The organism is Erythrobacter sp. JB1-4, assembly GCF_057365025.1.
In genome coordinates this window covers 2,090,792-2,114,675 of record NZ_CP200292.1, presented here as the reverse complement: position 1 = coordinate 2,114,675, position 23,884 = coordinate 2,090,792, and the positions used below count along the sequence as shown (strand labels likewise).

Genomic DNA, 23,884 nt, shown 5'->3' with positions numbered 1-23,884 from the left:
ATTATTAGGTCTACCCAATAGACTACCGCTTCTTCTCAGCCTTCAACTCGTCGAGATAGTCGCTCCACCACTGAGCCATCTTGACCCGCTCATCCCAGTGGCGACCGCGGTGATAAATGCCTCGCACTGCATCGCTGTCACCATGAGCAAGCGCGCGTTCGATCGCATCAAGGCTCCACTTGCCGCTTTCATTGAGCAGTGAAGAAGCTGTTGATCGTAATCCGTGGGCGGTGATCTCTTCTTTGCTGTATCCCATGCGCCGGAAGGCGGCGTTGAGCGCGTTCTCGCTCATCGGGCGCAGGCCGGATCGAACTGAGGGAAAGACATAGCCCTCCATGCCCATTTGAGCTCCAAGGTCTTTCATGAGGGCAATGACTTGGCGAGATAGCGGCACAGCGTGCGCGCGCCGCGATTTCATTTTGCCTGCTGGAATACGCCAGATGCCATCATCAAGATCAAACTCCTCCCAATCAGCGTGGCGAAGCTCACCGGGGCGTACAAAGACATGCGGTGCTATCTGCAGCGCGTACTTCGTGAGGATGTAACCATCAAAGTCATCAATGGCGCGCAGTAAGCCACCTAGCTTCTTGGGATCAACAATCGCTGCATAGTGCGTGGGTCGTGGCGCTCGCAGCGCGCCTTTTAGAAGCGAGGTCGGATCAGTAGTGCAGCGTGTGGTAGCCACACCATAGCGAAACACGCGCCCAGCAAAGGAGCGGGTTTTCTTTGCAGTTTCATGCTTGCCTAGCCCTTCGAGGCGTTTGAGCGGTGCCAACACCTCGAACGGCTCGATTTCAGCCAGCGGTCGTTTTCCGATGGCTGGAGCGAGTTGCTCAAGGAAGTAATTGGCCTTGACGATCGTGGCCTGGGCGAGGCCGCCTTTCACCATCATCTCTTCGATGTATTCGCGCGCTACAGTCTCGAAAGTGTTTGCGGCGAGGTACTCATTCCGGATCTTCTGCTTGCGTTTCTCAAGAGCTGGATCGTCACCGCGCGCGACCTTCCGCTTAGCTTCGAAGGCAATGTCACGGGCTTCCGCGAGGCTGATCTCTGGAAAGCTACCAATGCAAATCTTCTTTTGGCTGTTCCCTAGGCGGTAACGAAATCGCCAAAGCTTGCCGCCTGATGGCGTGATCTCGATGTACAATCCGCGCCCATCGGTGACCTTATATGGCTTGGCTTTGGGCTTCAGAGATTTGAGTCGCGTAATGGTCAAGGACATGTGGGGGCCTTTCAAATGTGGGCTTTTGTGAAAAGCCCCCAAAAGGCCCACAAAAGTGTCTGGAACGGCCGAGATTGGGCGGAACATTCCGAGACGATCCAAGGGCGGAATCCCTTGGATTTCTGCGGTTTTTATAGATTATTTGGGAGAACGTGAGAAGAACAAATGGTGCCCAGAAGAGGACTCGAACCTCCACGGGGTTGCCCCCACCGCCACCTGAAGACGGCGCGTCTACCAATTCCGCCATCTGGGCACGGAGTAGGATGCGCGCCATTAGGGTCAAGGCGCAGGCCCTGTCAAGCGCTTCACTGTCCAAAACCCGGCATTGTGAAAGCTGGGGCGCGTCGCCCCTATTGACATCAAACCTTCATGCAGTGCGCTCCTTCATCTCACCACCTGATCGTTGTTGTGCTTAGGTCCTGGTACCCTATGGTATCGACCGCCGCCCCCACCCATTAGGAGAAACCCATGAAGCGTGTATCTGTCCTTGTACTGCCCCTTATGAGTGCGCTCGCACTTGTCGCATGCGCACAGGACGCACCCGCTATCGAAGATGCGCCGCAAAGCAGCGCCATCGCCCAAACGAATATTCGTGATATCAATGCTGAGGAAGTCGCAGGCCTTTTGGGAAGTGAGGAAGGGGCAGTTGTGCTTGATGTGCGGACGCCAAAAGAGTTTGAGGCAGGCCATATCGATGGCGCAGTCAGCGTCGATTTTCTGAGCGATGACTTTGCCCAAGTGCTTGCCGACTTGGACCGCGACACGACCTATATTCTCCACTGCAAGTCGGGATCGCGCAGCACCAAGGCGTTAGAGGTTATGAAGGAACAAGGCTTTACCAGCGTTGCCCATCTCACATCTGGTTATGATGGTTGGAAGGCAGCTCAAGAGCCCGAGTAGAGCCACTTTCAACATGCCATCGTTGCCAAAGCCCTTTTCGCTTACACTTGTGCTCATCGGGCTTGCGACTTTGCTTGTCGCCGTTTGGAACGCTTCGGGTTTAACGCTTACTCTGGCGAGCACCATCGGGCTCTTTGCAGGCTTTGCGCTTTACCATGCAGCCTATGGGTTCACCGCCCATTGGCGCCAGTTCCTTGCGGAAGGACGCGGCGGCGGGCTTCGTATGCAGCTGGTCCTTATCGGGCTTGTCAGTATCATCAGCTTTCCTTTGATCGCCTATGGTGGGGCCGTCGGGCTGAGCGTGCGCGGATCGATCGCACCGGTTAACGCCGGCGTTCTTGTGGGAGCTTTCACCTTTGGCTTCGGGATGATGTTTGCAGGCGGTTGCGGGTCGGGCACATTGTTCACCGTTGGCGGAGGAAGCACTCGGATGTTGGTCACGCTTAGCGCCTTTATCGCAGGCTCCATATTGGCAACGCTGCATGTGCCCTGGTGGCGCGCCCTTCCGTCTGGTCCACGCATCGGGCTTATTAAGGAAGCAGGGGCTTTGGGCGGGCTTGCCGTTCTGTTTGTGCTTTTGGCGGCGATTGCCTTCCTTTCCGTGCGGCGTGAGAGAGCCTTGCACGGTGACCTTGCAAGTCCCCGGGAGTCGGGCGGCATTTTGACCGGGCCGTGGTCGCTTTTGGCAGGAGCTATCGCCTTGGCTGTGGTCAGCATTGCCACTTTGACGCTTCTGGGGAGGCCTTGGGGGATAACGTCCGCATTCACCTTGTGGGGTGCAAAGATCGGAACGCTCGCGGGGCTTGATATTGCCAGCTGGCCCTATTGGCAGACCCGTCATGGCTGGCTTTCGCGGCCCGTTTTGAGTGATGCCACCTCGGTCATGAACTTTGGAATTATCGGTGGAGCTATGCTGGCGGCCAATCTTGCAGGCCGGTTTGCGCCCAAGCTGCAGCTTTCTTGGGGCGATATTGGCACCGCTCTGATTGGCGGATTGCTCATGGGGTATGGCGCAAGGATTGCCTATGGCTGCAATATCGGCGGCTATTTGGGCGGCATGATTTCGGGCAGTCTTCATGGCTTGGTGTGGATGCTGGCGGCTTTGGCTGGGAGCGCTCTTGCGCTCAAAATCCGCACGGGGCGCGGGTTTCTGGTGGCGGGCAGATAACCCCCTTTCCAACCGGCATGTTGGAAGTTTGGCACACTTGGCACACTGTTCAGGGGTACAATTCCAATCGATCACAGGCCCACCTTATGATCGATTAAAGCGATTATCGGCGGGCAGAACTAGGCACGGCATTGCGCCGGTTTAACGGGCGCGCTTCAAGTAGGAAAATCAGCCCTGCTGAGCCAATTCCTCGACCCAGGGCAGATGTTGGCGGCCAATAAACAGTTGGCCTGCAATGACAAAACCCGGCGCTTCAACCAAGCCTGCCTCATGCGCTACCTTTTGCGCCTTTTCAAACCTTGCACGGGTACGGGCAAAATCGCCTGTGTGCCCTGCCCCGCTTTGCGCCAACAATTGCCCAACCACCACCGGATCGTTCAGATTGCATTGCCTCTCCCAGTAAGCGGCAAAGCAAGCGCGTACGTAAGGGAGTGCGCCGCCCTCGATTTCCACGAGCGCGCCCAGTGCCAAGTCGGCGCAGGTCTCTTGCGGCGGGTATTCCAGCGCCACCCCTTGCTGACCGGCGTATTTCGCGTTGATCACGCGCATGGAAGTTTCGCGCACGGCTCTGTGACTTTCGACCACTCTCGCATCCGCACCCTGAGCCGGTAAATCGCGCGGCGTTGTAGAAAACGGATGCCATGTGATCTCAATCCCCGTGCGCCGAGCCATATCCAACGTAGGCTCAAGCGCGAGGTATGAACCGGCGGATTTGAAATCGATATAGACGTCAAGTTTGTGAGCAGGCTGACGGGCACCGTGCGCAATCGGTGAAATGTCATAGGCGATATCGGGTGCAGGTCCCTCACGCCCTGACAGCGCCCACCGGATCAGCGGGAGATGCTCACGCCCATGCAATGGCTCGCCATCAAGCACATAGGTGGGCACGCCATAGATGCCGTGTTCGTGCAGCTGAGGTTGCAGCGCATTGTGCGCCTCAAGCCCGCGCCCTTGCGCATATTCAACAAAGCCCGCATTCGAAACGTCGCACGCCTCAAGGCACGCCTCAACCACAGACAAATCCTCAATATCCAGATCACGGTTCCAGAACCGCGCAAAGACATGGATGAGGAAATCCGGCAACCGTTCGCGCGCTGTCTCACACACCCACATAATCGCGATATTGGCGAGCTTAGAGTTCCAGATCTTCTCGGTTCCGCGAAGGATATGCCCCTGGCGTTCGGCATAGCGGCGCGCATCCATATAAGAATACTTGATCGCCCTCCATGTGCGGTCGCTGCGCCCCGTTGAGGCCACGACTTCGCCCTGGCTTTTTCGGGCAGAACCGAGATAGCTCGGGATGTTAAGAGTGAGTGGTCGCCAATCGAATGGGATGCCCAACTCGCGTTCCAATGCCAAAGTTGGCTCTATCGCAACAAAGCCATAAGGGCTTTTTACGTCGATATATACGATCAGCCCTGCGTCTGGTTGCAAGGGGTGCATACTGGACATTTACTGCGTCGCCTGCGCCAAGGGCAATGCCTCTTCGAGGTAGCGATCGACAACGCGGTTGAAGGTATACAAAGCGCCTTCGAACCGGCCAAAGGTCAGCTCATCATTGGCGCCAGAGGTAAGCCCTGACTGGATCGCTTCAGCTATGGCGAAGTCCTCTGCCAAAGTGGCCGAAGTGATATCGTGATTGCGCGCCCAATGCTCTTTGCGCTCGCTTTGATCCTTTGGGGCGAGCGTCACCAGACGGATACGGGTTTTGTCAGTACCAAGGGGCTCTGGCGTGATCCATGAAATGTGGTCAGACTGCACCAAAAGCGAGCTTGCGGGGAAGAGAAGATAGAGCACCTGCGCATTGTCGCGGATGCGCCATTTGCCGCGCGTTTCAGGATCAAGCTTCGCCATGCTGGTGCGCATAAGGATAGAACGCATATGCGGGCCGATGCTGCGGTAAGAGGAAAGATTATCCTCAAAGAAGGGGCCGATTGTGTCGCGGTGAGCGACTTTGAAGTGATAGGCCTCGATCCCTCCTTCAACGATGATTTTCCAATTGGCGTCATATTCGCAAACCTCGTCATGGGCGACGTAAAGTTCATCCATTTCGAGCGCCTCGAGCTCGGATCCAAGATCATCGAGAAAACCCGCGATATCCGCCTCGCCCTGCGGCTTGGCGACCACCCAGATAAGTCCATATTGCTCTTTGCACGGCAGGCGCGTGAGGCCAAAATCGCCCTTTTTGGTGCCGGTGAAACCTTGCTTGAAATGCGGGGCGGAAAGGAGTTTGCCGTCACTGGCATAAGTCCACGCATGATAGGGACAGGTGAAGCGATGCTGGCACCCGCTTGGCGTATCCACCAACCGCGTGCCGCGATGACGGCACACGTTGAGAAAGGCGTTTGCATTGCCTTGTTTGTCGCGGGTGAGGAGGACCGGGAGACCAGCGATTTCTTTACGCACAAAGCTGCCGGGCTCTGCCAGCTCGCTGGAATGGAGTATGGCACGGGGAAGCTTGCCGAAGATCGCTGCACGCTCTGCATTAAAGCGCCTCTGGCTCGTGTAATGCGAGACGGGGCTGCGTGTCACACAGTCATCAAGATAAAAAGAGCCCTCGGCCTTGATCGCCAGAAGCTCATCGATAAGCTGCAGCTCTGTTTCGCGGTCCATGATGCTTCTCTCCAGTGGTCCGTTTTCTCTACTTACCGAATGGTAGGTAAGTCAAGTTTTGAAGGATCACCAGTGGCAACCAAGCCCTCCTCAGACAATCGGCGTGACACCCGCCAAGCAATCCTAGACAGGGCAACAAGCCTTTTCGCAGAGCGCGGATTTTATGGCACCAGCATCGCCTCTATCGTGAGCGAGCTTGGAATTTCGAAGCAGGGGTTGCTCCATTACTTTGCCAATAAGGAGAAACTCTATGGCGAGGTTTTGCGCTGTATTTCTGAAGGGTTTGGCGAGCTGCACATGGGCGATGACCCCGATCCGGCTGTACGTTTAGCGCAGTATTTCACCGCGCTCAGCCAACGCTCCATGACCAATCAGGCAGAGACCATGCTCTTGATGCGCGAACTTATGGATAACAGGCGCAGGGCTGATCACGTGGGCACGTGGTATCTCAAAGGATTTCTGGAAAACCTCATCGCCATGGTCAAAGCGGTGCCGGGTTGGGAGAAAGCCACGACCGCGCAGGCTTTGTCGCTCGTTTATGCATGGCTCGGCGCGATCAATTATTTTGCTTTGTCGGGGCCCACTTTGGCAGGCATTTTTGGGGCTGAACAATTGGCCGCGACTGCCAATTGCTATCCACAAGAACTCAAACGGATCATCTCGGCAAGTCTTGCAGCTGGCCCCGCTTAATGGGGCAATGATCATGCTTAGGGACTAGCCCTAGGACGCCATGCAATTAGATATTTTGGCGTGCCTCCTTAGACGGAAGGGGCCAGGAGATAAGGGCTGTGCGCCTGAGCCACGAAAAACCGCTAAGTCCCATGAATTTTCGTCAGGAAATCCGTCAAAGATGCCGAATATCCCCTTGCAAGAGCGCCTCGATTTCTATGGCTTTGAGAGGATCAATGCGAAAGCTTATAAGGGCGTTAGCAAGGCTCTTGATCGCCGGCTGGAAAAAGCACTTTGCGCGTTTTATGAAGTGGTCACAGCCGATCAGGAACTCAGCGACTATTTCCACAGCCCGCAAAGCATCGACCGCGCAAAGAGGCTTCAAGCTGACCACTGGAAGAGCGTCTTTGGCAACGGTGTTGATCAGAAATTTGCCGACCGCGCGCTGCATATTGGCGAGGTTCACTCCCGAATTGGTTTAGCGCCGCGTTGGTATATCGGCGCGTACTCCCTTGTGCTGGAACATCTGACCTCACAGATCATTTCCACAGGCGCTCAAAAAATGCTTGGCTTGAGCAGCCATAAAGCCGCCTCGGTCAATGCGCTTATGAAGGTGGCGCTTTTGGATATCGATTTGGTTCTGGAGGCCTTCTTCAACGATATCGACAAAGCCCGCCAGCAGGTAAGCGATCAGCTTGGTGAAGCGCTTGACCAACTTGCAAAGGGCAACCTCAACATCTCGCTTGAAGGGCTTCCGCCTGAGTTTTCAAAGATCGAAACGGACTTCAACAAGACCATCCGAGCGCTTAACAAGACGATGTCCACGGTGGTGTCAGGCGTAGACACAATGACCAATGGCTCCTCGGAAATCCGCTCAGCTTCCAATGATCTGGCGCGGCGCACCGAAGAACAAGCGGCGAGCCTTGAAGAAACCGCTGCCGCCGTTGCTGACAACACTGAGCGTGTGCGCGAAACTGCCAAAACCACAAACATCGCGCTGGAAACTATCTCGACCACCGCCACCACCGCGCAAGACGGCGCCACCGTCGTTACGCAAGCGGTGACTGCGATGGATCAGATCGAGAAATCCTCCTCTGAGATTAACACCATCATTTCGGTCATCGAATCGATCGCTTTTCAGACCAACCTCTTAGCCCTCAATGCCGGCGTCGAAGCAGCCCGCGCTGGCGAAACCGGCAAAGGCTTTGCAGTGGTCGCCAGCGAGGTGCGCGCCTTGGCACAGCGCTGTTCAGAAGCAGCAGACGAGGTCAAACGCCTTATCTCGGCGAGCAGTCAGCATGTCACCTCCGGCGTTGACCTGGTGAAGCGCAGCGGAGATGCCTTCTCGACCATCGTACGCGACGTTAATGAACTTCAAGTCGCGATCAAAAGCATTTCGGATTCCACCAATCTGCAAGCCGACAGCTTGACCCAGATCAATGGCGTGGTCTCCGATCTCGACCGCTCAACCCAGCAAAATGCCGCCATGGCAGAACAATGCAACGCCGCTGCCACGAGCCTTGCACGCGAGTCTGACGTGCTGGGCAATACGGTGGGATATTTCACAACCGCAGCAAACGGCGTGAGAGGCCTCCAAAACGCTGGCCGTGTCCAAAATATGGCCGCATAAAGCTTTGCCCAAAAAGCCGCTTGCGCAATTCTCCAGTCCTCTTCATTGCACCTCGCAAAGGACAGGAGAGGAACCTCATGCGTCAGGTTGACCATTTCATAGTTGGCGAGAGCCCCGCGCCCTTGCGCAAACACCAAATCTGGAACCCTTCGACCGGCGAGGTCCAAGCCGAAGTTGGGCTTGCGGGCCGCGACCTGCTGGACACAGCGGTTGAGACTGCGAAGCGCGTCCAGCCCGCATGGGCTGCCACCAATCCGCAAAAACGCGCGCGGGTGATGTTCAAATATAAAGAGCTGGTTGAGGCTAATATGAAGCCGCTGGCCGAGCTTTTGTCGAGCGAACACGGCAAAACCGTTCCTGACGCGATGGGCGATGTGCAGCGCGGGCTTGAGGTGATCGAATACGCTTGCGGTATCCCGCAAGTTCTCAAAGGCGAATACACGCAAGGCGCAGGCCCGGGCATTGATGTTTATGACATGCGCCAGCCGCTCGGCATTGGCGCTGGCATCACTCCGTTCAATTTCCCTGCGATGATCCCGATGTGGATGTTCGGCATGGCGTGCGCGGCGGGCAACGCCTTTATCCTCAAACCCTCTGAGCGCGATCCTTCCGTGCCGGTGCGTTTGGCGGAACTGTTTGTTGAAGCGGGAGCGCCCGAAGGTCTGCTTCAAGTCGTGCACGGCGACAAGGAAATGGTCGATGCGATCATCGAGCACCCCGATATTCCAGCAATCAGCTTCGTGGGTTCCTCTGACATCGCGCATTATATCTATCACCGCGGCGCTGAACACGCGAAGCGCGTCCAAGCCTTTGGCGGCGCGAAGAACCACGGCGTTGTCATGCCCGATGCGGACCTCGATCAGGTGGTCAACGATCTAGCTGGCGCGGCCTTCGGGTCAGCTGGCGAGCGCTGCATGGCGTTGCCGGTGGTAGTGCCTGTGGGCGATGACACGGCAGAGCGCCTCAAAGAAAAGCTGATCCCAGCGATCCATGCGCTGCGCATTGGCACATCAAACGATCCCGATGCGCATTATGGCCCGGTGGTGACGCCCGAGCATAAGGCTCGCATCGAACAGTGGATCACGACAGCTGAAGAAGAAGGCGGCGAGATCGTCATCGACGGGCGCGGCTTTGAACTCCAAGGCCATGAGAAAGGTTTCTTCGTAGGCCCCACCCTCATCGATCACGTGACGCCCGACATGACCTCCTACCAAGAGGAAATCTTCGGCCCCGTGCTCCAGATCGTGCGTGCCAAAGACTTCGAGGACGCCTTGCGCCTGCCAAGCGAGCACCAATACGGCAACGGCGTCGCCATCTTCACCCGCAACGGCCACGCCGCGCGTGAGTTCGCAAACCGCGTTCAAGTCGGCATGGTCGGAGTGAACGTGCCTATCCCCGTTCCGGTCGCTTATCACTCGTTTGGCGGTTGGAAGCGATCAGGCTTTGGTGACATTGACCAATATGGCACCGAGGGCCTCGCTTTCTGGACCAAAAAGAAGAAGATTACCCAGCGCTGGCCAGACGGTGGTGGTGACGGGTCGAACGCCTTTGTTATCCCGACTATGGGGTGATGTGCTTGGCACAAACCGATGATAGGAAGGCAGGATGATTAGACGCATCCTGCCGTTCTTTTTGGCGCTCCTTGCTGGAACGCTAGGGCTTACCGCAGCCGCGACCGCTGAAAACGCACAACCAACAAAGCGCATTGCGTTGAGCTTTGACGATGTCCCTCGGGGCGAAGGGGCTTATTTCACCTCGGATGAGCGTACCCGGTTGATCATTGCAGGCCTAAAAGAGGCAGGCGTTGAACAGGCCGCTTTTTTCCTCAATCCCGGCCGCATCGCGCAGCGACCCGGCGCTGAAGAGCGCATCGCCGCCTATGTTGCCGCGGGCCATGTGATCGCCAACCACACGAACACCCACCCACGCCTTTCTGATACCTTGGTCGAGGACTATCTCGCCGACCTTGATGCCGCCGCCAAGTGGCTTGAAGGACGCGAGGGTCTGCGCCCGTGGTTTCGTTTTCCTTTCCTCGATGAAGGCCGCCGTGATGCTGCAAAACGCGATGACCTGCGCGCAGCTTTGGCCGAGCGGGGTCTCATCAATGCCTATGCCACGGTCGATGCCTCCGATTGGTTTTATGAACATGAACTTGGGATGGCAGTGAAGGCTGGCATGCAAGTGGACGAGGAGGCTATGCGCGCGCTCTATCTCGATGTGCATGTGGAGGCAGCCGAGGCCTATGACGCGATTGCCCGCAAGGCCATTGGCCGATCGCCTGCGCATGTCATGCTGCTTCATGAAACCGATCTTGCCGCGCTTTATATCGCCGATCTGGTGGCGGCGCTGGAGGCGAAAGGCTGGACGATCATCACCAATGATGAAGCCTATGAAGACCCTTTCGCCCGGTTTGCCGCTACCTATGACACGCCATCGGCTGGAGGCACCTTAACCGAACAAGTCGCTTGGCAGAGGGGCGTGCCCGCACCGCGTTGGTATGAGGGCAACAATACGAAGTCAGCGGACAAATGGTTCAGGACCCGCGTGCTGGGTGAGAAAATGGAAGGGCACTGAAGAATGACCCGAAAGCATACCTCCTCCGGCTCGCCGTTCGAAAGTCAATTTGGCTTTTGTCGTGCTGTTCGAGAGGGCAACCGGATCATCGTTGCTGGCACAGGCCCGGTGGAGCCCGATGGCTCAACCACGCCCGGCGGCGCGGCGGAGCAGGCAAACCGGTGCTGTGCAATCATCGTCACAGCAATCCAAGAACTGGGAGGCAGCGCCAAAGACGTCGTTCGCACCCGTATGCTTCTGACTGATTTCGACGACCAAGAGGCGGTGGGCGATGCGCATGCGCGCTATTTCGGCGAGGCTCGCCCAGCCGCGACTATGGCCGGTGTCGCATGGCTGTGTCGCCGCGAATGGAAGGTGGAGATCGAGGCAGAGGCGGTAATTAGCGACTGAGCTTCAAAGGAAACGCGGTGCCCGTCACAGAGGTCAGCGTCTTCCAGCCCGCGAGTTCACCGCCACCCAAAATCCACGCCGTGTCGCCCATGCGCCAAGTCGCAAAGCCGTGACGCCCTGCGCTCATCGGGACCTCCTCGCGCCAGCCGCTTTCGGGGTCGGCTAAGTCCATCGAAACGTGCCGGGCAAACACTTCAGAAGTCGTTACATCTTCGCCTCCAAAGACGTGCAAACGCCCTTCGAAGACCGCAGCGCCATGGCCTGCGAGGGGGAAAGGCGCATCGGGGAGGCTTTCCCAACTGTCGGAGGCAAAGTCATAGACCTCGATCACGGTTGCATGAGGCCCAAGCTTGTCGCTGCGCCCGCCGGTGACATAGAGTTTGTCTTCGCTCAGCGCATAGGCATGAGAATGGCGCGGCGTTGGCATCGGCGAGGCTTCATCCCATTCGCCGCTCGCCAGATCATAGGTACGGATAGTGCCAAGCGTGCGATCCCCCGACTGCCCGCCGATCAACCAAAGCTTCCCCTCACGATAGAACATCGCGTGCTGGCCAAGCGGTTCTGGCAGGCGGGAAAGTTCGCGCCATTTGGGCTCCGCATCAGAAGGGTTGAAAGCGAACAGAGCGCCATCGGGATCCTGGTTGAACGGAAGGCTGGAATAGCCGCCACTGGCAAACACTTCGCCCTCGCCTGCTGCCATACCAACATGGTGCAAAGTGCGCGGCAGTTCTGGGCACTCGGAGAAGCCCTGGGTGGCGACCTTGAAAGCGACACAGCTTGAAAGCGTGCGCTGAAAACCAATACCGCCCGCCACGTAAATCACGCCGTCAAGCTCGGCGGCATGCACCTCCGAACGCGGCTCAGACATATCGCCCGCGCCCGTCATCAGCGATGGACCAACAAGGTAAGCGCCCGCTGGAACAACTATGAGAAGGGCAAGCAACCCGGCGACATATCGAAGAATACGCATGACCGCATTCAAAGCCACCTAGGCCACATCGTCAAGTTTTGCGCAATCAGCTCGCCGCCTGCATTTTCGTCGGGGCAAGGCGCAATTCGCTTTCGACCTTGGCCATCAGCTCATCCACATCAGCCATCGCGTCGAGTTCGCGGCTTGAGATGAGAATGCGAAGATCCGCGTCTGCTTCATCGATCATAATAACCGGTAGCGCCACTTCATGCCTGCCAGCTGTTCCAAAATCGGGGAAATCCTGCGTGAAGTCATCACGGTGATAGAAAAGCACTTCAGCATCGAGGTCTTGCCAAAAGGTCTTCCAATCCCCGCGCATCGACACCGCCCCATAGGTGAGCGCACAAAGCGGACAAGGATAAGTCTCTGGCTTCACAGCCTTATGCACCGCGTGCATCAACGCCTCGATAAGCCCTGTGTCGGCGTTGTAAACGCAGATGAGCCGCGTTTGATCAGATGGGTTTGCAGTTGGCATATCCTTTATTACGCATGGAGCCCCGTTTGGGTTACAGAAAATTTCGTGGTTGCCTTGCGGATTGTTCACGTCGTGGCGCCGACATCTTGAGGTCTTTTCTAGCCGCCTAAGACCAGCTAACCCGCTTACTTATGCAAGGACAATTTTCACTCACCGACGACCAGCTCGCGATCCAGGAAATGGCGCAGCGTTTCACCGCAGACAACATCACGCCTCATGCTGGCGAATGGGATGAGAAGCATATCTTCCCCATTGATACGATCAAACAGAGCGCTGAGCTTGGCTTTGGCGCGATTTATGTGTCGGAGGAATCGGGTGGCATCGGGCTTGGACGGCTTGAAGCAGCGCTGATTATGGAGGCGATGGCTTATGGCTGCCCTTCGACCAGCGCCTTCATCTCAATCCACAATATGGCCGCTTGGATGATCGACCGCTTCGGTTCGCAAACGGTCAAAGACAAGTATCTGCCCGACCTTATCGGCATGAACAAAATCGCGAGCTACTGCCTGACCGAGCCGTCTTCGGGCTCAGACGCAGCAGCGCTCAAGACCACCGCCCGCAAAGACGGTGATCACTATGTGCTGAACGGCACCAAGCAATTCATCTCAGGCGCAGGCTCGAACGAGGTCTATGTCGCCATGGTGCGCACCGGCGAAGATGGGCCCAAAGGCATCACCTGCATGGTGATCGAAAAGGACATGCCCGGCGTATCGTTCGGCGCGAATGAGAAGAAGCTGGGCTGGCACTCACAGCCTACGGCACAATTGATCCTCGAGGATGTGCGCGTCCCGGTCGAGAACGTGGTTGGCGGCGAAGGCGAAGGTTTTCGCATTGCGATGATGGGTTTGGATGGCGGGCGTTTGAACATTGGCGCGTGCTCATTGGGCGGGGCACAGCGATGCCTCGACGAAGCGATCAACTACACCAGCGAACGCACGCAATTTGGCAAGGCGGTTAGCGAGTTCCAGAACACACAGTTCACCCTCGCGGACATGGCGACAGATCTCGAGGCCGCGCGCGCACTCCTCTACCTCGCCGCGTGCAAAGTGACCGAGAATGCGCCAGACAAATCGCGTTTTTCTGCCATGGCCAAGCGCTTGGCCACCGACAACGGCAGCTCCATCGTAGACCGCGCGCTGCAACTTCATGGCGGCTATGGCTATTTGCAGGACTATCCAATTGAACGCTTCTGGCGCGACCTGCGCGTGCATTCGATCCTTGAGGGCACCAACCAGATTATGCGCATGGTCGTAGGCCGGGATTTGCTGCGGCAGTGAGGATTGTAACGATCCTTGCGGCATATCTTGCGGGTGCAGTCGCCGGAACTTCAATTTTGGTTGCCGGTATTCTCTTGGCGAACCCCGCCGACCCAATCTCAGAAAATGCGGTCAGGGTTATTTTTGCAGGCTCATTTTTTGTTGCATTGTTTGCCGCCCCGCTCAGTTTGCCAATCATAATTACTTCCGAAATCAAGCGGATTAGAGCGCCAGTATTCTATATTGCGGCAGCACTCTTTGTCGCATGCTCAACGATCTATTTCCTTGGTCTTCACGGCGCTTCGTTGAGCTATACACTTTTGGTTGCAGGAACTGCCGGAGCGCTATCGGGGGCAATCTACTGGCTTTTCTCGTGGCGGTTTTTTCCTCCGTCTATGCGGACCGATGTTACGGAGACGGCGAAATGACCACAGAAACCTTCGCCATGGCCACCCTTGTGGTCCCAGACTACGACGCTGGCATCGACTTCTACACCCACACACTCGGCTTCACCCTGATCGAAGACACCGACCTTAGCGGAGACAAGCGCTGGGTCGTTGTTGAAGCGCCCGGTGCCAAAAATTCTGGAGGAGGCCGCATTCTCCTCGCGCGGGCCGCAAACGACGCTCAAACCGCGGCAATCGGCAACCAAACCGGCGGGCGGGTGTCCTTTTTTCTCAACACTACCAATTTTACCGATACCCACGCACGATTTGTTGCGGCAGGGGTGGAATTCTTGGAAGAACCTCGGCACGAGCCTTATGCAACAGTCGCCGTGTTTGCCGATCCCTTCGGCAACAAATGGGACCTGATAGAACCAAAAGAAGTTTGAGAGAGATGACCGACCAAGTTCTGACCAGCGTGAATGGGCCCATCGGCCACATTACGCTCAACCGCCCCAAGGCGCTGCATGCGCTCACTCTTGAGATGTGCCACGCGATGAGCGCGGCGCTGACCGAATGGGCGAGCGATGACGCAGTTCGCGCCATAATCATCGACCATGCCGAGGGCTCACGCGGCTTTTGCGCAGGCGGCGATATTGCTTTCCTGCGCAACTCGGCGCTCAACGATGGCGGGGTTTCAGGGCGCAAATTCTTCCATGATGAGTATCAGCTAAACCATCAAATGTTCACTTATGAAAAGCCGATTGTGGCCTTCATGGACGGCATCACCATGGGCGGCGGCGTTGGCATTTCTCAGCCTGCCAAATTCCGTGTTGCGACAGAGAACACCCGCTTTGCCATGCCCGAAACCGGCATTGGGCTCTTCCCCGATGTGGGCGGAGGCTGGTTCTTGTCGCGCCTTGGCGGGCGTTTGGGTCAGTTCTTGGCCCTCACCGGGGCGCGGCTCAAAGGCGAAGAGTGCCTATGGGCAGGGCTCGCCACGCATTACGTGCCAAGCGAGATGATCGAGGACCTCAAGGCGCGCATCGCTGAAAAGCCTGACCGGATTGCGGGTATTCTCGCAGAGCCCGTGGGCACGCCTCCTCCTGCGCGGCTGGAGGACAATGCCCTCAAAATCGCCAAACACTTTGCCTCCGACACGCTCGAAGACATTCTCGCAAGCCTCGAGGCAGCGGCGGCTGATGGTGATGAGTGGGCGCAAAAGGAACGCGACACGCTGGGCACGAAAAGCCCGCAGACGCTGAAAGTGGCGCTTCGCCAGCTTGCGACCAGCGCCGCGCTCACCGATTTTGCCGACAATATGCGCATGGAATACTGCATTGGAGCCCGCGTGCTGACCCGGCCCGATTTTGCCGAAGGCGTGCGCGCAGTGATCGTTGACAAGACCCATGATCCCAAATGGGATCCCCTGACACCCGAAGGCGTGAGCGAAGAATTGCTCGATAGCATCTTTGCCCCCCTTCCCGCCGATGAAGAATGGAAACCCCTCTCATGAGCTTTGAAACCATCACCCACGAAACCAACGCCCAAGGCAATGCTGGCGTTACGCTGATCACGCTGAACCGCCCAAAGGCATTGAATGCGCTGTCGTCGGTTGTGCTCGAAGAACTAATTGCAGCTTTCGCCGCGTTTCAAGCCGATGAGACGCAGAAGTGCGCGGTGCTGACGGGTGCGGGCGAAAAGGCGTTTGCAGCAGGCGCGGACATCAAAGAGATGTCGGATAAGCCAGCGGCTGATTTCTACCTCGACGATTTCTTCTCCAAATGGACGTCGCATCTGGTGAAGACTACGCGCAAACCATGGATCGCAGCGGTTAATGGCTTTGCCCTTGGCGGCGGGTGCGAGCTTGCGATGATGGCGGACTTTATCATCGCCAGTGACAATGCGAAATTCGGCCAGCCTGAAATCAATCTGGGCGTGGCCCCCGGCATGGGCGGATCACAGCGCCTCACCCGCGCGATTGGCAAATCCAAGGCCATGGAAATGTGCCTGACGGGCCGCATGATGGGCGCAGAGGAAGCGGAACGCGCAAACCTTGTCGTGCGCGTTGTCCCTCAAGCGGATTTGCTGGCCGATGCGCTCAAGAGCGCTGCGACCATTGCATCCAAGCCGCCGATGGCCGCGATTGCGAATAAGGAAATGGTCAACGCCGCGTTTGAAATGACGCTCGACCAAGGCCTCATCATAGAACGCCGCATCTTCCAAATCCTCACCGCGAGTGAGGACAAGGCAGAAGGCATGGCCGCATTTATCGAGAAGCGTGAGGGCAAGTGGACGGGCCGCTGATCAACTCCCTGATTATTTTGGTAGGCGGAGCATGGATCTTGTTCGACGTCTTTAGAATGTCGCTAGACTTTCTGAAGACGACGGATCTGACGAATGCTGATGGCGAGAAAGCAGTAGGCCTAGGCCTTATCGTCTGTGGGATATCGTTAGGTTTGGCGCTTATATATTTTGGGATTAACGGTCTGCTCAATTGATCGGGAGAGAAACATGAAAATCGCCTTTGTCGGACTTGGCAATATGGGCGGCGGGATGGCCGCTAATCTTGTGAAAGCTGGCCACGAAGTGCGCGCTTTTGACTTGGCGCAGCCTGCTTTGGAAGCCGCGCGCGACGCCGGGTGCTCCACTTTTGATAGCGCGAAAGAGGCCTGCGAAGGCGTCGAGGCAGTCGTCTCAATGCTCCCCAATGGCGCGATCGTCAAAGGCCTCTATGAAAACGAAGTCTTCGGCCACGCGCCCGAGGGCGCAGTCTTCCTCGATTGCTCCACCATAGATGTTGCGACCGCCAAATCGGTGATCGAGACCGCCACTTCGCAAGGTTATGATATGGTCGATGCGCCTGTCTCTGGCGGGATTGCGGCGGCCAATGGCGGGACGCTCACCTTTATGGTGGGCGGTGCTCAAGGCGCCTTTGACCGTGCGCAGCCGATCCTCGATGCCATGGGCAAAGCGGTGATCCACGCAGGCGATGCAGGCGCAGGCCAGACGGCCAAGATCTGCAACAATATGCTCCTCGCCATCACCATGATCGGCACCGCAGAAGCCATGAAGATGGCGGAAAAGCTCGGTCTTGATCCGCAAAAGTTCTACGAGATCAGCTCGCAAAGCTCCGGCTACAATTGGTCATTAAATGCCTACACGCCGCTTCCCGGTGTGGGTGTCGAGAGCCCGGCTGACAATGCCTATGCAGGCGGTTTTGCAACGCCTTTGATGGTCAAAGACCTGCGTCTCGCCATGGAAGCGGCTGAGACGTCGGATGCTGCAGTGCCCCTCGGCTCACGCGCAGCAGCGCTCTATGAGGATTTCTTGGGGGCCGGGAACGAAGCGCTCGATTTCTCGGCGATTATCAAGACGTATGACTAAGGCGCATTGATCTCGGCGATCACGCCCTCAAGCCAGGCCCGGGGGGCCACGCGCCTGCCCACATTCGCGACAAATTCCTGCCCCCGCGCAACGCTCTTAAGTCTACCACCGCGCAGCCAACGCTCTGCCTTATCGTGGTAAGATAACCCGCCGCGTTTAAGCCAATCGGGACGTTCCCAAAGGCTGGGCGGCCCTTCTGGCACTGTCAGCCTCAATGCCTTGCTAGCACGCCGCGCCACGCGCCCTTCCCCGCACCAGACCACATCGTTGGAATGATGCATGGCAAGTGCATGGGGGTGGGCAAGCTTCACAAGCTCCTCTGGCGGGCCGCCAGAAAGCGCCACCATCTCTTCGGCGCGCAGATAGGCAAAGATGCGGTGGTGCGGCTCCCCCGTTTCTTCTTCAGCAAACAGCCCAAAGAACAAAAACACATCGCCAATCCCCACACCCTGCCGTTCCAGATGCGTCTGCGCCGCTCCGCATTGGCCAAAGGCGCAGGTTCCGTCGGCCAAGAACATCGGATCGTGGTGGCACAGATCATCCGCGCCCAGCTTGCCGCGGCTCGCCTTGGCCGCGTACTCTCCCAGCCCCAGATCACCATAAGTCGTCTTGCTCGCCGCGCCCGCCGGAATAGGCAGCGTCACCGGAGCGCCGTTTACAATCGGGGAAGGCCCGCCCCCGGCGCTGGAATCGAAACCTTTGCGAGAAAAAATGATGCGCATGGGTCACACGACTTAACCGTCAAGCCGCGTCTTAGCGACAATTTGTTCTCCCATCTTGCGCATTACTTGCTATGCGCTGGCACAAATGGCGGGGCGCAGTCTTGCGTCCCTAGGGAAGGAAGCAAAAGCTACTCACGCTCATGCAGCGTCTTTTTACCAATATTGGCTGGCTGCTTGGTGGGCGCGGGATCAATGCCGTGCTCAGCCTTGCATATCTCGCGCTTGCGACGCGCACGCTGGGGCTAGAGATGTTCGGACATTTCGCCGCGATTGTCGCGATTGGGCTTGTCGTCACTGGCATCGCCAATTTCCAAACGTGGCAGTTTATCATCCGATGGGGTGCAAATGGCACAAACGGCGATGGGACCGCCGCGAGCGAGGCAACCGGCTTTGCCATCGCGCTTGACCTCCTATCGGTTGCGATGGGCCTGATTTTTGCAGCCGGATTGGTGTGGAGCGCTCCTTTATGGCTGCCTTTGCCAGAGGAGCTTTTGCCGCTGACTTTCGCCTATTGTGTGATCTCGCTGCTCTCGATCCGCACGACACCTTTGGGTCTGCTTAGACTGCGGTTTAAGTACGCAACAGCGACCCTAGCCGAAGCGGTTCAGCCGGTCGTTAGGACTTTAGGAGCGGTCGTGGCATGGGTTTACATGCCGACCGTCACCGGTTTCATACTCGCCTACGCGGTCTCTGAATTTGCGGTGGCAGTCGCCTTATGGTTTGCCGCAGCTCGCAATGAACGCATCGATCTGAGCGCGATCAGCCTCACTCGCATCCCTGCACGCCACAAGGACGCATGGCGCTTTGTGTGGTCGACCAATATGTCCGGGAGCCTCAACATCGCAGGCAAGCAGATCACGCTGCTGCTTGTCGGGGCCTTTGGCGGAGCGGCACTGCTCGGCGGTTTCCGGGTCGCGAGCCAGCTGGGTCAGGCACTGGTTGCGCTTGCCCAGGCGATCTCAAAAGCGATCCTCCCTGAGCTTGTTCATGCCAAAGAGGACGCGCTTGTCATTGCACGGCGGATGGCGAACGTGGCGCTGATCGGCGGCGTTCTAGCGGTTTTAGTGGCGGTTATATTTGGACGGCTGGGCCTCGATTTGATCGCGGGCGCGGAGTTTAGAGGACGCGGGTTTTATTGGGCTCTGGTCATACTCTCTATCGCGGGTGCGGTTGAGTTGGTGGGGGCTAGCCTTGAATCGCTTCTGGTATCGGCGGGGCGCGCAGGCACTGCATTCTTAGTGCGCGCCGTGCCGACCCTTCTGGGATTTGGGCTCTTGAACCTGGCGATTGGCTGGAACGGTGCATTGGGCGCGGCTTTCACCGTGCTGGGCGCAAGCGCGCTTGCCGTCATTGGGTTCTATGTGGCGATCTTGAACCTTGCCGAAATCCGCATCGAGGTGGAGCCGGAAAACAGTAAGCCTTAGTCCGGGTTCCCGCATTGCGCACGGATATAGCCTGAATAGTCCTCAACCGGCTCCAGCCCCATTTCTTCTCGCCAATTAGCAAGCTTTTTCGGGTCCTCTAGTTTCTCAAGCGCGCTTCCATCATCACCACAAAAGACATGCGTCCCATAACGCTGCTTGCCGGTGAGCTTGAGCATGACCCCGTCATAGGCCTCCGCAAATTCCCAGCCCTCTATCACACCCTTGGGCACCTGAGCCTCCATCACACGCAGCATTCGCAGTTGGAATGCAGGGTCATGATGACCTTGCAAAACCATCAGCAGAGCGTTGCCGGCCCCTGCCCGTGTAGAGTTTGCTGGCGTCGGCCAACCGCGTCTTGCAACGGTCTCTTCGAGCCATTTCGTGCGAGCGAATTGCAGACGCACATATTCGCTCTCGACAAAGGCGCCAAAGACAAAGCGTTCATTCGCAGTCATCTTAGGGGGGCGGTTGGGATCAAGCGTAATCCTTCCACCATGGCCCTCAGTCCGCCCCCAAAACTGTGCTTGAAGCAGCGCAAAATATGGCCATTCAAGATAGTCGATCTCATCCAAAATATCTCGGTTGAACTGCGCGGCATTGCTGGTGGTATGAATATCGAGCCCCTGGATAAGGCCATCAAAAACGAGCCGCGCGGTGCGGGCGGTCGCCGCAAACTCATCGTAGGTCGCAAACCTTTCAAGAAGGCCATCATTGCCAAAGGCAACCTGCTGACACACGGACGCAGCGCCGTTGAACTTACCCTCAATCAAGGTAACGCCAAATTCTGCGAGCTCAGCGCGAAGGCGCGCATCGCCCTCATCGGCGCATTGCCTATACCAAGCTTTAAGTGCATCATATTGAGCGCGTTCCTGCGCGGTGGCATCGGGAAAGAAGCCTTTGAGGTATTCGAGTTCGCCTGTGTCAAACCCATCATAAATGGACCCGTCCCGCTTGATGCGATCCGCAATATGCGCAGGCGGTTTTGGGTAATCAGGCGGGGGCAGCGGCGGCTCATCGCCACGATCAACAAGATAGAGCTCTGGAGCGGGTGCTGGCTCTGGGGCGATAGGCGGCGGCTCGCTCGCAGCGGTCAGGATCGGGCTCGAAAGAGCGATAAAAACGACTGCGAGTAAGCGACTGCTCATTTTTGCGCGGGCTGCCACTTCAGCTTTGGCTTACGCGCTGCGGCTGTCTCATCAAGGCGGCGGCGCGGCGCATAGTATGGCGCTTGCTTCAAGCTCTCATCCCCCGCAATCGCGCGCTCTGCTAGCGAGCGGAAAGATGTGATGAATTGGTCGATTGATGCCTTGCTCTCGGTTTCTGTCGGCTCCACCAGCATAGCGCCATGAACCACCAGAGGGAAGTACACCGTCATCGGGTGGAAGCCCTCGTCGATCATGCCTTTGGCTAGGTCGAGCGTTGAAAGACCATTCCCAAAATCCTTATCGCCAAACAGCGCCTCGTGCATGCAAGGGCCGCTGTCTGCGAAGGGTGCGTGGAGTACGTCCTCAAGGCTGCGCAGGATGTAGTTTGCGTTGAGCACCGCGTCTTCGGCGACTTGTTTAAGGCCGTCCGCGCCGTGGCTCAGCATATAGGTAAGTGCTCTGGTGAACATCCCCATTTGCCCATGGAATGCGGTCATCCGGCCAAAATTGGAAAGCTCCCCGCCAAAGTGTTCGCGCGCGAACTCATCGGCCTGCTCTTCTTCGATAAGGTGCACCACTCCGTCCGCCGTGCGCGCTGTGTACGGCAGCGGCATGAATGGCGCGAGCGCTTCGGAAAGCACCACTGGGCCAGAGCCTGGACCGCCGCCGCCATGCGGGGTGGAGAAGGTTTTGTGCAAATTGATATGCATCGCATCAACGCCGAGGTCACCGGGACGCACTTTGCCAACGATGGCGTTGAAGTTTGCCCCGTCGCAATAGACAAAGCCGCCCGCTGCATGGACCGCGTCGCTGATTTCGCGAAGGTCCGGTTCGAAAAGGCCGCAAGTGTTTGGGTTGGTGATCATCACTGCGGCGACATCGGGGCCAAGGCGCGCTTTAAGCGCCTCCAAATCCACCCGGCCCGCTGGGGTCGCAGGGATGTTTTCGACGCGGTAGTTCGCGAAAGCAGCCGTGGCAGGGTTCGTGCCATGCGCACTCTCAGGAACCAGCACGACTTCGCGCGCATCGCCGCGTGCCTCAAGAGCGGCGCGAATGCACAAGATACCGCAAAGCTCGCCATGCGCGCCCGCTTTGGGGCTCATCGCGACCGAGTGCATGCCGGTGAGGTCGATGAGCCAGTGGGCAAGCTCGTTCACAACTTCGAGCGCGCCTTGGATGGTGGACACCGGTTGCAGAGGGTGCACATCGGCAAATCCCGGGAGCCGCGCCATTTTCTCATTCAAACGCGGGTTGTGCTTCATCGTGCAGGAACCCAGCGGGAAGAAGCCCAAATCAATGCCGTAGTTTTGACGGCTAAGGCGCGTGTAGTGACGCACCGTCTCTGGCTCGGTCAGACCAACGAGGCCGATGGGTTCCTCGCGGGTGAGACTGCCAAGGCGGGTGCTCGCGGTGGGATCAACGGGCGGCAGGTCAACGCCAGTGGTCTCTGCCTTGCCGATTTCAAACAACAAAGGCTCTTCGAGCATCAATGCGCGGTTGCCCGTTGTGGTGACGCTTTCGCCTGTCGCGTCGGCAACTTCCATTTGGGGCTTCCATCCGGATTTGTTGGGAGCGTTCATTGTCCAGCCTCCTTGATGATGGCTTCAAGCTCGGTTGCAAGGGTCTCGATATCGTCTTCCGTCGTCGTTTCAGTCACCGCCACAAGCAGCGCTTGTTTCAGCCGTTCAACACCCGGATAAAGCCGCCCGAGCGACACTCCGCCCAGTACATCGCGGTTGGCAAGTTCGCGCACGACTTCGCGCGCTGGCTTCCCGTCCAGCATGATGGTGAACTCGTTAAAGAACGCGTTGTTGAGCAAAGTCACGCCCGGCACTTTGGCCAAACGGTCCGCAGCAATGCAGGCAAGGCGGTGATTTTCCGCCGCGAGCTCGCGCAGGCCTTTTTCACCCAGCAGCGTCATGTGAACGCTGAACGCCAGTGCACACAGGCCAGAATTGGTGCAGATGTTCGAGGTCGCTTTCTCGCGCCGGATATGTTGCTCGCGCGTGGAGAGCGTCAGGACGAAGCCGCGCTTTCCTTCCGCATCCACAGTCTCACCGCACAAACGGCCCGGCATCTGGCGAACGTGCTTAGGATCGCGGACAGCGAAAAGGCCTAGGTAAGGCCCGCCAAATTGCAAGCCAACGCCAATGGATTGGCCCTCACCCACAACAATGTCCGCGCCCATTTCACCCGGCGATTTGATCGCGCCCAGGGCCACAGGCTCGGTGTTCACCACAACCAACAAAGCGCCTTTTTCGTGCGCTGCCTCTGCAAGCGGGGTGAGGTCGCTGATCCGGCCTAGGATATCGGGATATTGCACAACCACACAGGCGGTTTGTTCGTCTATACGCGAAGTAAGGCCCTCAAGATCCGGCTCAGCCTGAATGGCAGGCGCACTGTCGGCGATGACGTCACCGGTGAATTGCGCCATGGTTTTCACAACTTGCGAATAATGCGGATGAAGCGCGCCGGAGAGCACCGCGCGGTTTTTCTTGGTCACGCGCGTCGCCATCGCCACCGCTTCCCAGCACGCGGTCGAGCCATCGTAAAGCGAGGCATTGGCCACCGCGCAGCCGTAAAGGTTTGCCACTTGCGTTTGAAATTCAAACAGCATTTGCAGCGTGCCTTGGGCAATCTCAGGCTGATAGGGCGTATAGGCGGTCAGAAACTCGCCGCGCTGGATCACCGTATCGACGGATGCCGGCACATGGTGACGGTAGGCCCCCGCGCCCAAGAAAAACGGCACATCGCCTGCAACCGTGTTCTTGCCTGCAAGGCGTTTCATATGACGCTCAACCGCCATCTCGCTTGCATGCATAGGCAGATCGCGAATGGGGCCATCGAGCCGCGCAACTTCGGGCACATCGACGAACAGATCGTCGATGTTATCCGCGCCAATCTTGGCGAGCATATCGCCGCGGTCGGTATCAGTTAGGGGGAGGTAACGCATGGG

The 23,884-nt window shown here is 57.6% G+C and carries 23 protein-coding genes and 1 tRNA gene; 14 read left to right on the top strand and 10 right to left on the bottom strand.

Annotation, left to right across the window (positions count from 1 at the left end; all coding sequences use genetic code 11):
* Window positions 1–22: 22 nt before the first annotated feature.
* Window positions 23–1,222, bottom strand: coding sequence for a tyrosine-type recombinase/integrase (locus tag AC0V61_RS09875; RefSeq protein ID WP_486157085.1), 1,200 nt, complete (start codon window positions 1,220–1,222; stop codon window positions 23–25).
* A gap of 166 nt (window positions 1,223–1,388) precedes the next feature.
* A tRNA-Leu gene (locus tag AC0V61_RS09870) sits at window positions 1,389–1,475 on the bottom strand.
* A 215-nt stretch (window positions 1,476–1,690) separates the two neighbouring features.
* Here AC0V61_RS09870 and AC0V61_RS09865 point away from each other — a divergent pair.
* Window positions 1,691–2,122, top strand: coding sequence for a rhodanese-like domain-containing protein (locus AC0V61_RS09865; protein ID WP_486157084.1), 432 nt, complete (start codon window positions 1,691–1,693; stop codon window positions 2,120–2,122).
* 13 nt (window positions 2,123–2,135) lie between these two features.
* Entirely contained in the window at window positions 2,136–3,290 is a 1,155-nt protein-coding gene (locus AC0V61_RS09860; RefSeq protein ID WP_486157082.1) for a YeeE/YedE family protein, read from the top strand.
* Window positions 3,291–3,458: 168 nt separating this feature from the next.
* Here the strand turns inward: AC0V61_RS09860 and AC0V61_RS09855 are convergent, their stop codons facing one another.
* On the bottom strand, window positions 3,459–4,742 hold the full coding sequence (locus AC0V61_RS09855) for a DsbA family protein (RefSeq protein WP_486157080.1): 1,284 nt from the start codon (window positions 4,740–4,742) through the stop codon (window positions 3,459–3,461).
* The gene (locus tag AC0V61_RS09850) at window positions 4,743–5,903 is read right to left on the bottom strand and encodes an aromatic ring-hydroxylating oxygenase subunit alpha (RefSeq protein WP_486157078.1); all 1,161 of its coding nucleotides are present in this window, start codon (window positions 5,901–5,903) and stop codon (window positions 4,743–4,745) included.
* A 72-nt stretch (window positions 5,904–5,975) separates the two neighbouring features.
* Here AC0V61_RS09850 and AC0V61_RS09845 point away from each other — a divergent pair, with 72 nt between their 5' ends.
* The 5 genes from AC0V61_RS09845 (at window position 5,976) to AC0V61_RS09825 (ending at window position 11,166) form a co-directional block, all read left to right on the top strand.
* On the top strand, window positions 5,976–6,593 hold the full coding sequence (locus AC0V61_RS09845) for a TetR/AcrR family transcriptional regulator (RefSeq protein WP_486157076.1): 618 nt from the start codon (window positions 5,976–5,978) through the stop codon (window positions 6,591–6,593).
* 160 nt (window positions 6,594–6,753) lie between these two features.
* A complete protein-coding gene (locus tag AC0V61_RS09840; RefSeq protein ID WP_486157074.1) occupies window positions 6,754–8,202 on the top strand; it encodes a methyl-accepting chemotaxis protein in 1,449 nt (482 codons plus the stop codon).
* 77 nt (window positions 8,203–8,279) lie between these two features.
* A complete protein-coding gene (locus AC0V61_RS09835) occupies window positions 8,280–9,773 on the top strand; it encodes a CoA-acylating methylmalonate-semialdehyde dehydrogenase (RefSeq protein WP_486157072.1) in 1,494 nt (497 codons plus the stop codon).
* 34 nt (window positions 9,774–9,807) lie between these two features.
* Window positions 9,808–10,776 (top strand): polysaccharide deacetylase family protein, encoded by a 969-nt coding sequence (locus AC0V61_RS09830; protein ID WP_486157070.1) that lies wholly within the window; start codon window positions 9,808–9,810, stop codon window positions 10,774–10,776.
* A 3-nt stretch (window positions 10,777–10,779) separates the two neighbouring features.
* Complete coding sequence (locus tag AC0V61_RS09825; RefSeq protein WP_486157069.1) at window positions 10,780–11,166, top strand: RidA family protein; 387 nt, start codon at window positions 10,780–10,782, stop codon at window positions 11,164–11,166.
* On the opposite strand, the gene AC0V61_RS09820 is transcribed toward AC0V61_RS09825, so the two are convergent.
* Both AC0V61_RS09820 and AC0V61_RS09815 read right to left on the bottom strand, forming a co-directional pair.
* Entirely contained in the window at window positions 11,156–12,136 is a 981-nt protein-coding gene (locus AC0V61_RS09820; RefSeq protein WP_486157068.1) for a Kelch repeat-containing protein, read from the bottom strand. The genes AC0V61_RS09825 and AC0V61_RS09820 overlap by 11 nt on opposite strands.
* 46 nt (window positions 12,137–12,182) lie before the next feature.
* Window positions 12,183–12,611, bottom strand: coding sequence for a hypothetical protein (locus AC0V61_RS09815; RefSeq protein ID WP_486157067.1), 429 nt, complete (start codon window positions 12,609–12,611; stop codon window positions 12,183–12,185).
* Between the two features lie 131 nt (window positions 12,612–12,742).
* On the opposite strand from AC0V61_RS09815, the gene AC0V61_RS09810 reads away from it, so the two are divergent.
* The 6 genes from AC0V61_RS09810 to mmsB all read left to right on the top strand — a co-directional run bounded on the left by AC0V61_RS09810 (window position 12,743) and on the right by mmsB (window position 17,637).
* A complete protein-coding gene (locus tag AC0V61_RS09810; RefSeq protein WP_486157066.1) occupies window positions 12,743–13,888 on the top strand; it encodes an acyl-CoA dehydrogenase family protein in 1,146 nt (381 codons plus the stop codon).
* Window positions 13,885–14,295, top strand: a complete 411-nt coding sequence (locus AC0V61_RS09805) for a hypothetical protein (RefSeq protein ID WP_486157065.1) — start codon at window positions 13,885–13,887, stop codon at window positions 14,293–14,295. The genes AC0V61_RS09810 and AC0V61_RS09805 overlap by 4 nt, the downstream gene beginning before the upstream one ends.
* Complete coding sequence (locus tag AC0V61_RS09800) at window positions 14,292–14,699, top strand: VOC family protein (protein ID WP_486157064.1); 408 nt, start codon at window positions 14,292–14,294, stop codon at window positions 14,697–14,699. Before AC0V61_RS09805 ends, AC0V61_RS09800 begins: the two co-directional genes overlap by 4 nt.
* 5 nt (window positions 14,700–14,704) lie before the next feature.
* Window positions 14,705–15,766, top strand: coding sequence for an enoyl-CoA hydratase/isomerase family protein (locus tag AC0V61_RS09795; protein WP_486157063.1), 1,062 nt, complete (start codon window positions 14,705–14,707; stop codon window positions 15,764–15,766).
* A complete protein-coding gene (locus tag AC0V61_RS09790; protein ID WP_486157062.1) occupies window positions 15,763–16,557 on the top strand; it encodes an enoyl-CoA hydratase-related protein in 795 nt (264 codons plus the stop codon). Before AC0V61_RS09795 ends, AC0V61_RS09790 begins: the two co-directional genes overlap by 4 nt.
* A gap of 207 nt (window positions 16,558–16,764) precedes the next feature.
* Window positions 16,765–17,637, top strand: coding sequence for a 3-hydroxyisobutyrate dehydrogenase (gene mmsB / locus AC0V61_RS09785; protein ID WP_486157061.1), 873 nt, complete (start codon window positions 16,765–16,767; stop codon window positions 17,635–17,637).
* Here the strand turns inward: mmsB and AC0V61_RS09780 are convergent.
* Window positions 17,634–18,359 (bottom strand): Nmad3 family putative nucleotide modification protein, encoded by a 726-nt coding sequence (locus AC0V61_RS09780; RefSeq protein WP_486157060.1) that lies wholly within the window; start codon window positions 18,357–18,359, stop codon window positions 17,634–17,636. The two genes, mmsB and AC0V61_RS09780, sit on opposite strands and share 4 nt — an antisense overlap.
* A 140-nt stretch (window positions 18,360–18,499) precedes the next feature.
* Between AC0V61_RS09780 and AC0V61_RS09775 the strand changes: the two genes are divergently transcribed.
* On the top strand, window positions 18,500–19,783 hold the full coding sequence (locus tag AC0V61_RS09775; RefSeq protein WP_486157059.1) for a lipopolysaccharide biosynthesis protein: 1,284 nt from the start codon (window positions 18,500–18,502) through the stop codon (window positions 19,781–19,783).
* On the opposite strand, the gene AC0V61_RS09770 is transcribed toward AC0V61_RS09775, so the two are convergent.
* The 3 genes from AC0V61_RS09770 to gcvPA are packed head-to-tail and all read right to left on the bottom strand — an operon-like array spanning window position 19,780 to window position 23,881.
* A complete protein-coding gene (locus tag AC0V61_RS09770; RefSeq protein ID WP_486157058.1) occupies window positions 19,780–20,928 on the bottom strand; it encodes a DUF6624 domain-containing protein in 1,149 nt (382 codons plus the stop codon). The genes AC0V61_RS09775 and AC0V61_RS09770 overlap by 4 nt on opposite strands.
* Complete coding sequence (gene gcvPB / locus AC0V61_RS09765; RefSeq protein ID WP_486157057.1) at window positions 20,925–22,508, bottom strand: aminomethyl-transferring glycine dehydrogenase subunit GcvPB; 1,584 nt, start codon at window positions 22,506–22,508, stop codon at window positions 20,925–20,927. Before gcvPB ends, AC0V61_RS09770 begins: the two co-directional genes overlap by 4 nt.
* Complete coding sequence (gene gcvPA, locus AC0V61_RS09760) at window positions 22,505–23,881, bottom strand: aminomethyl-transferring glycine dehydrogenase subunit GcvPA (protein ID WP_486157056.1); 1,377 nt, start codon at window positions 23,879–23,881, stop codon at window positions 22,505–22,507. Before gcvPA ends, gcvPB begins: the two co-directional genes overlap by 4 nt.
* Between the last annotated feature and the right edge of the window lie 3 nt (window positions 23,882–23,884).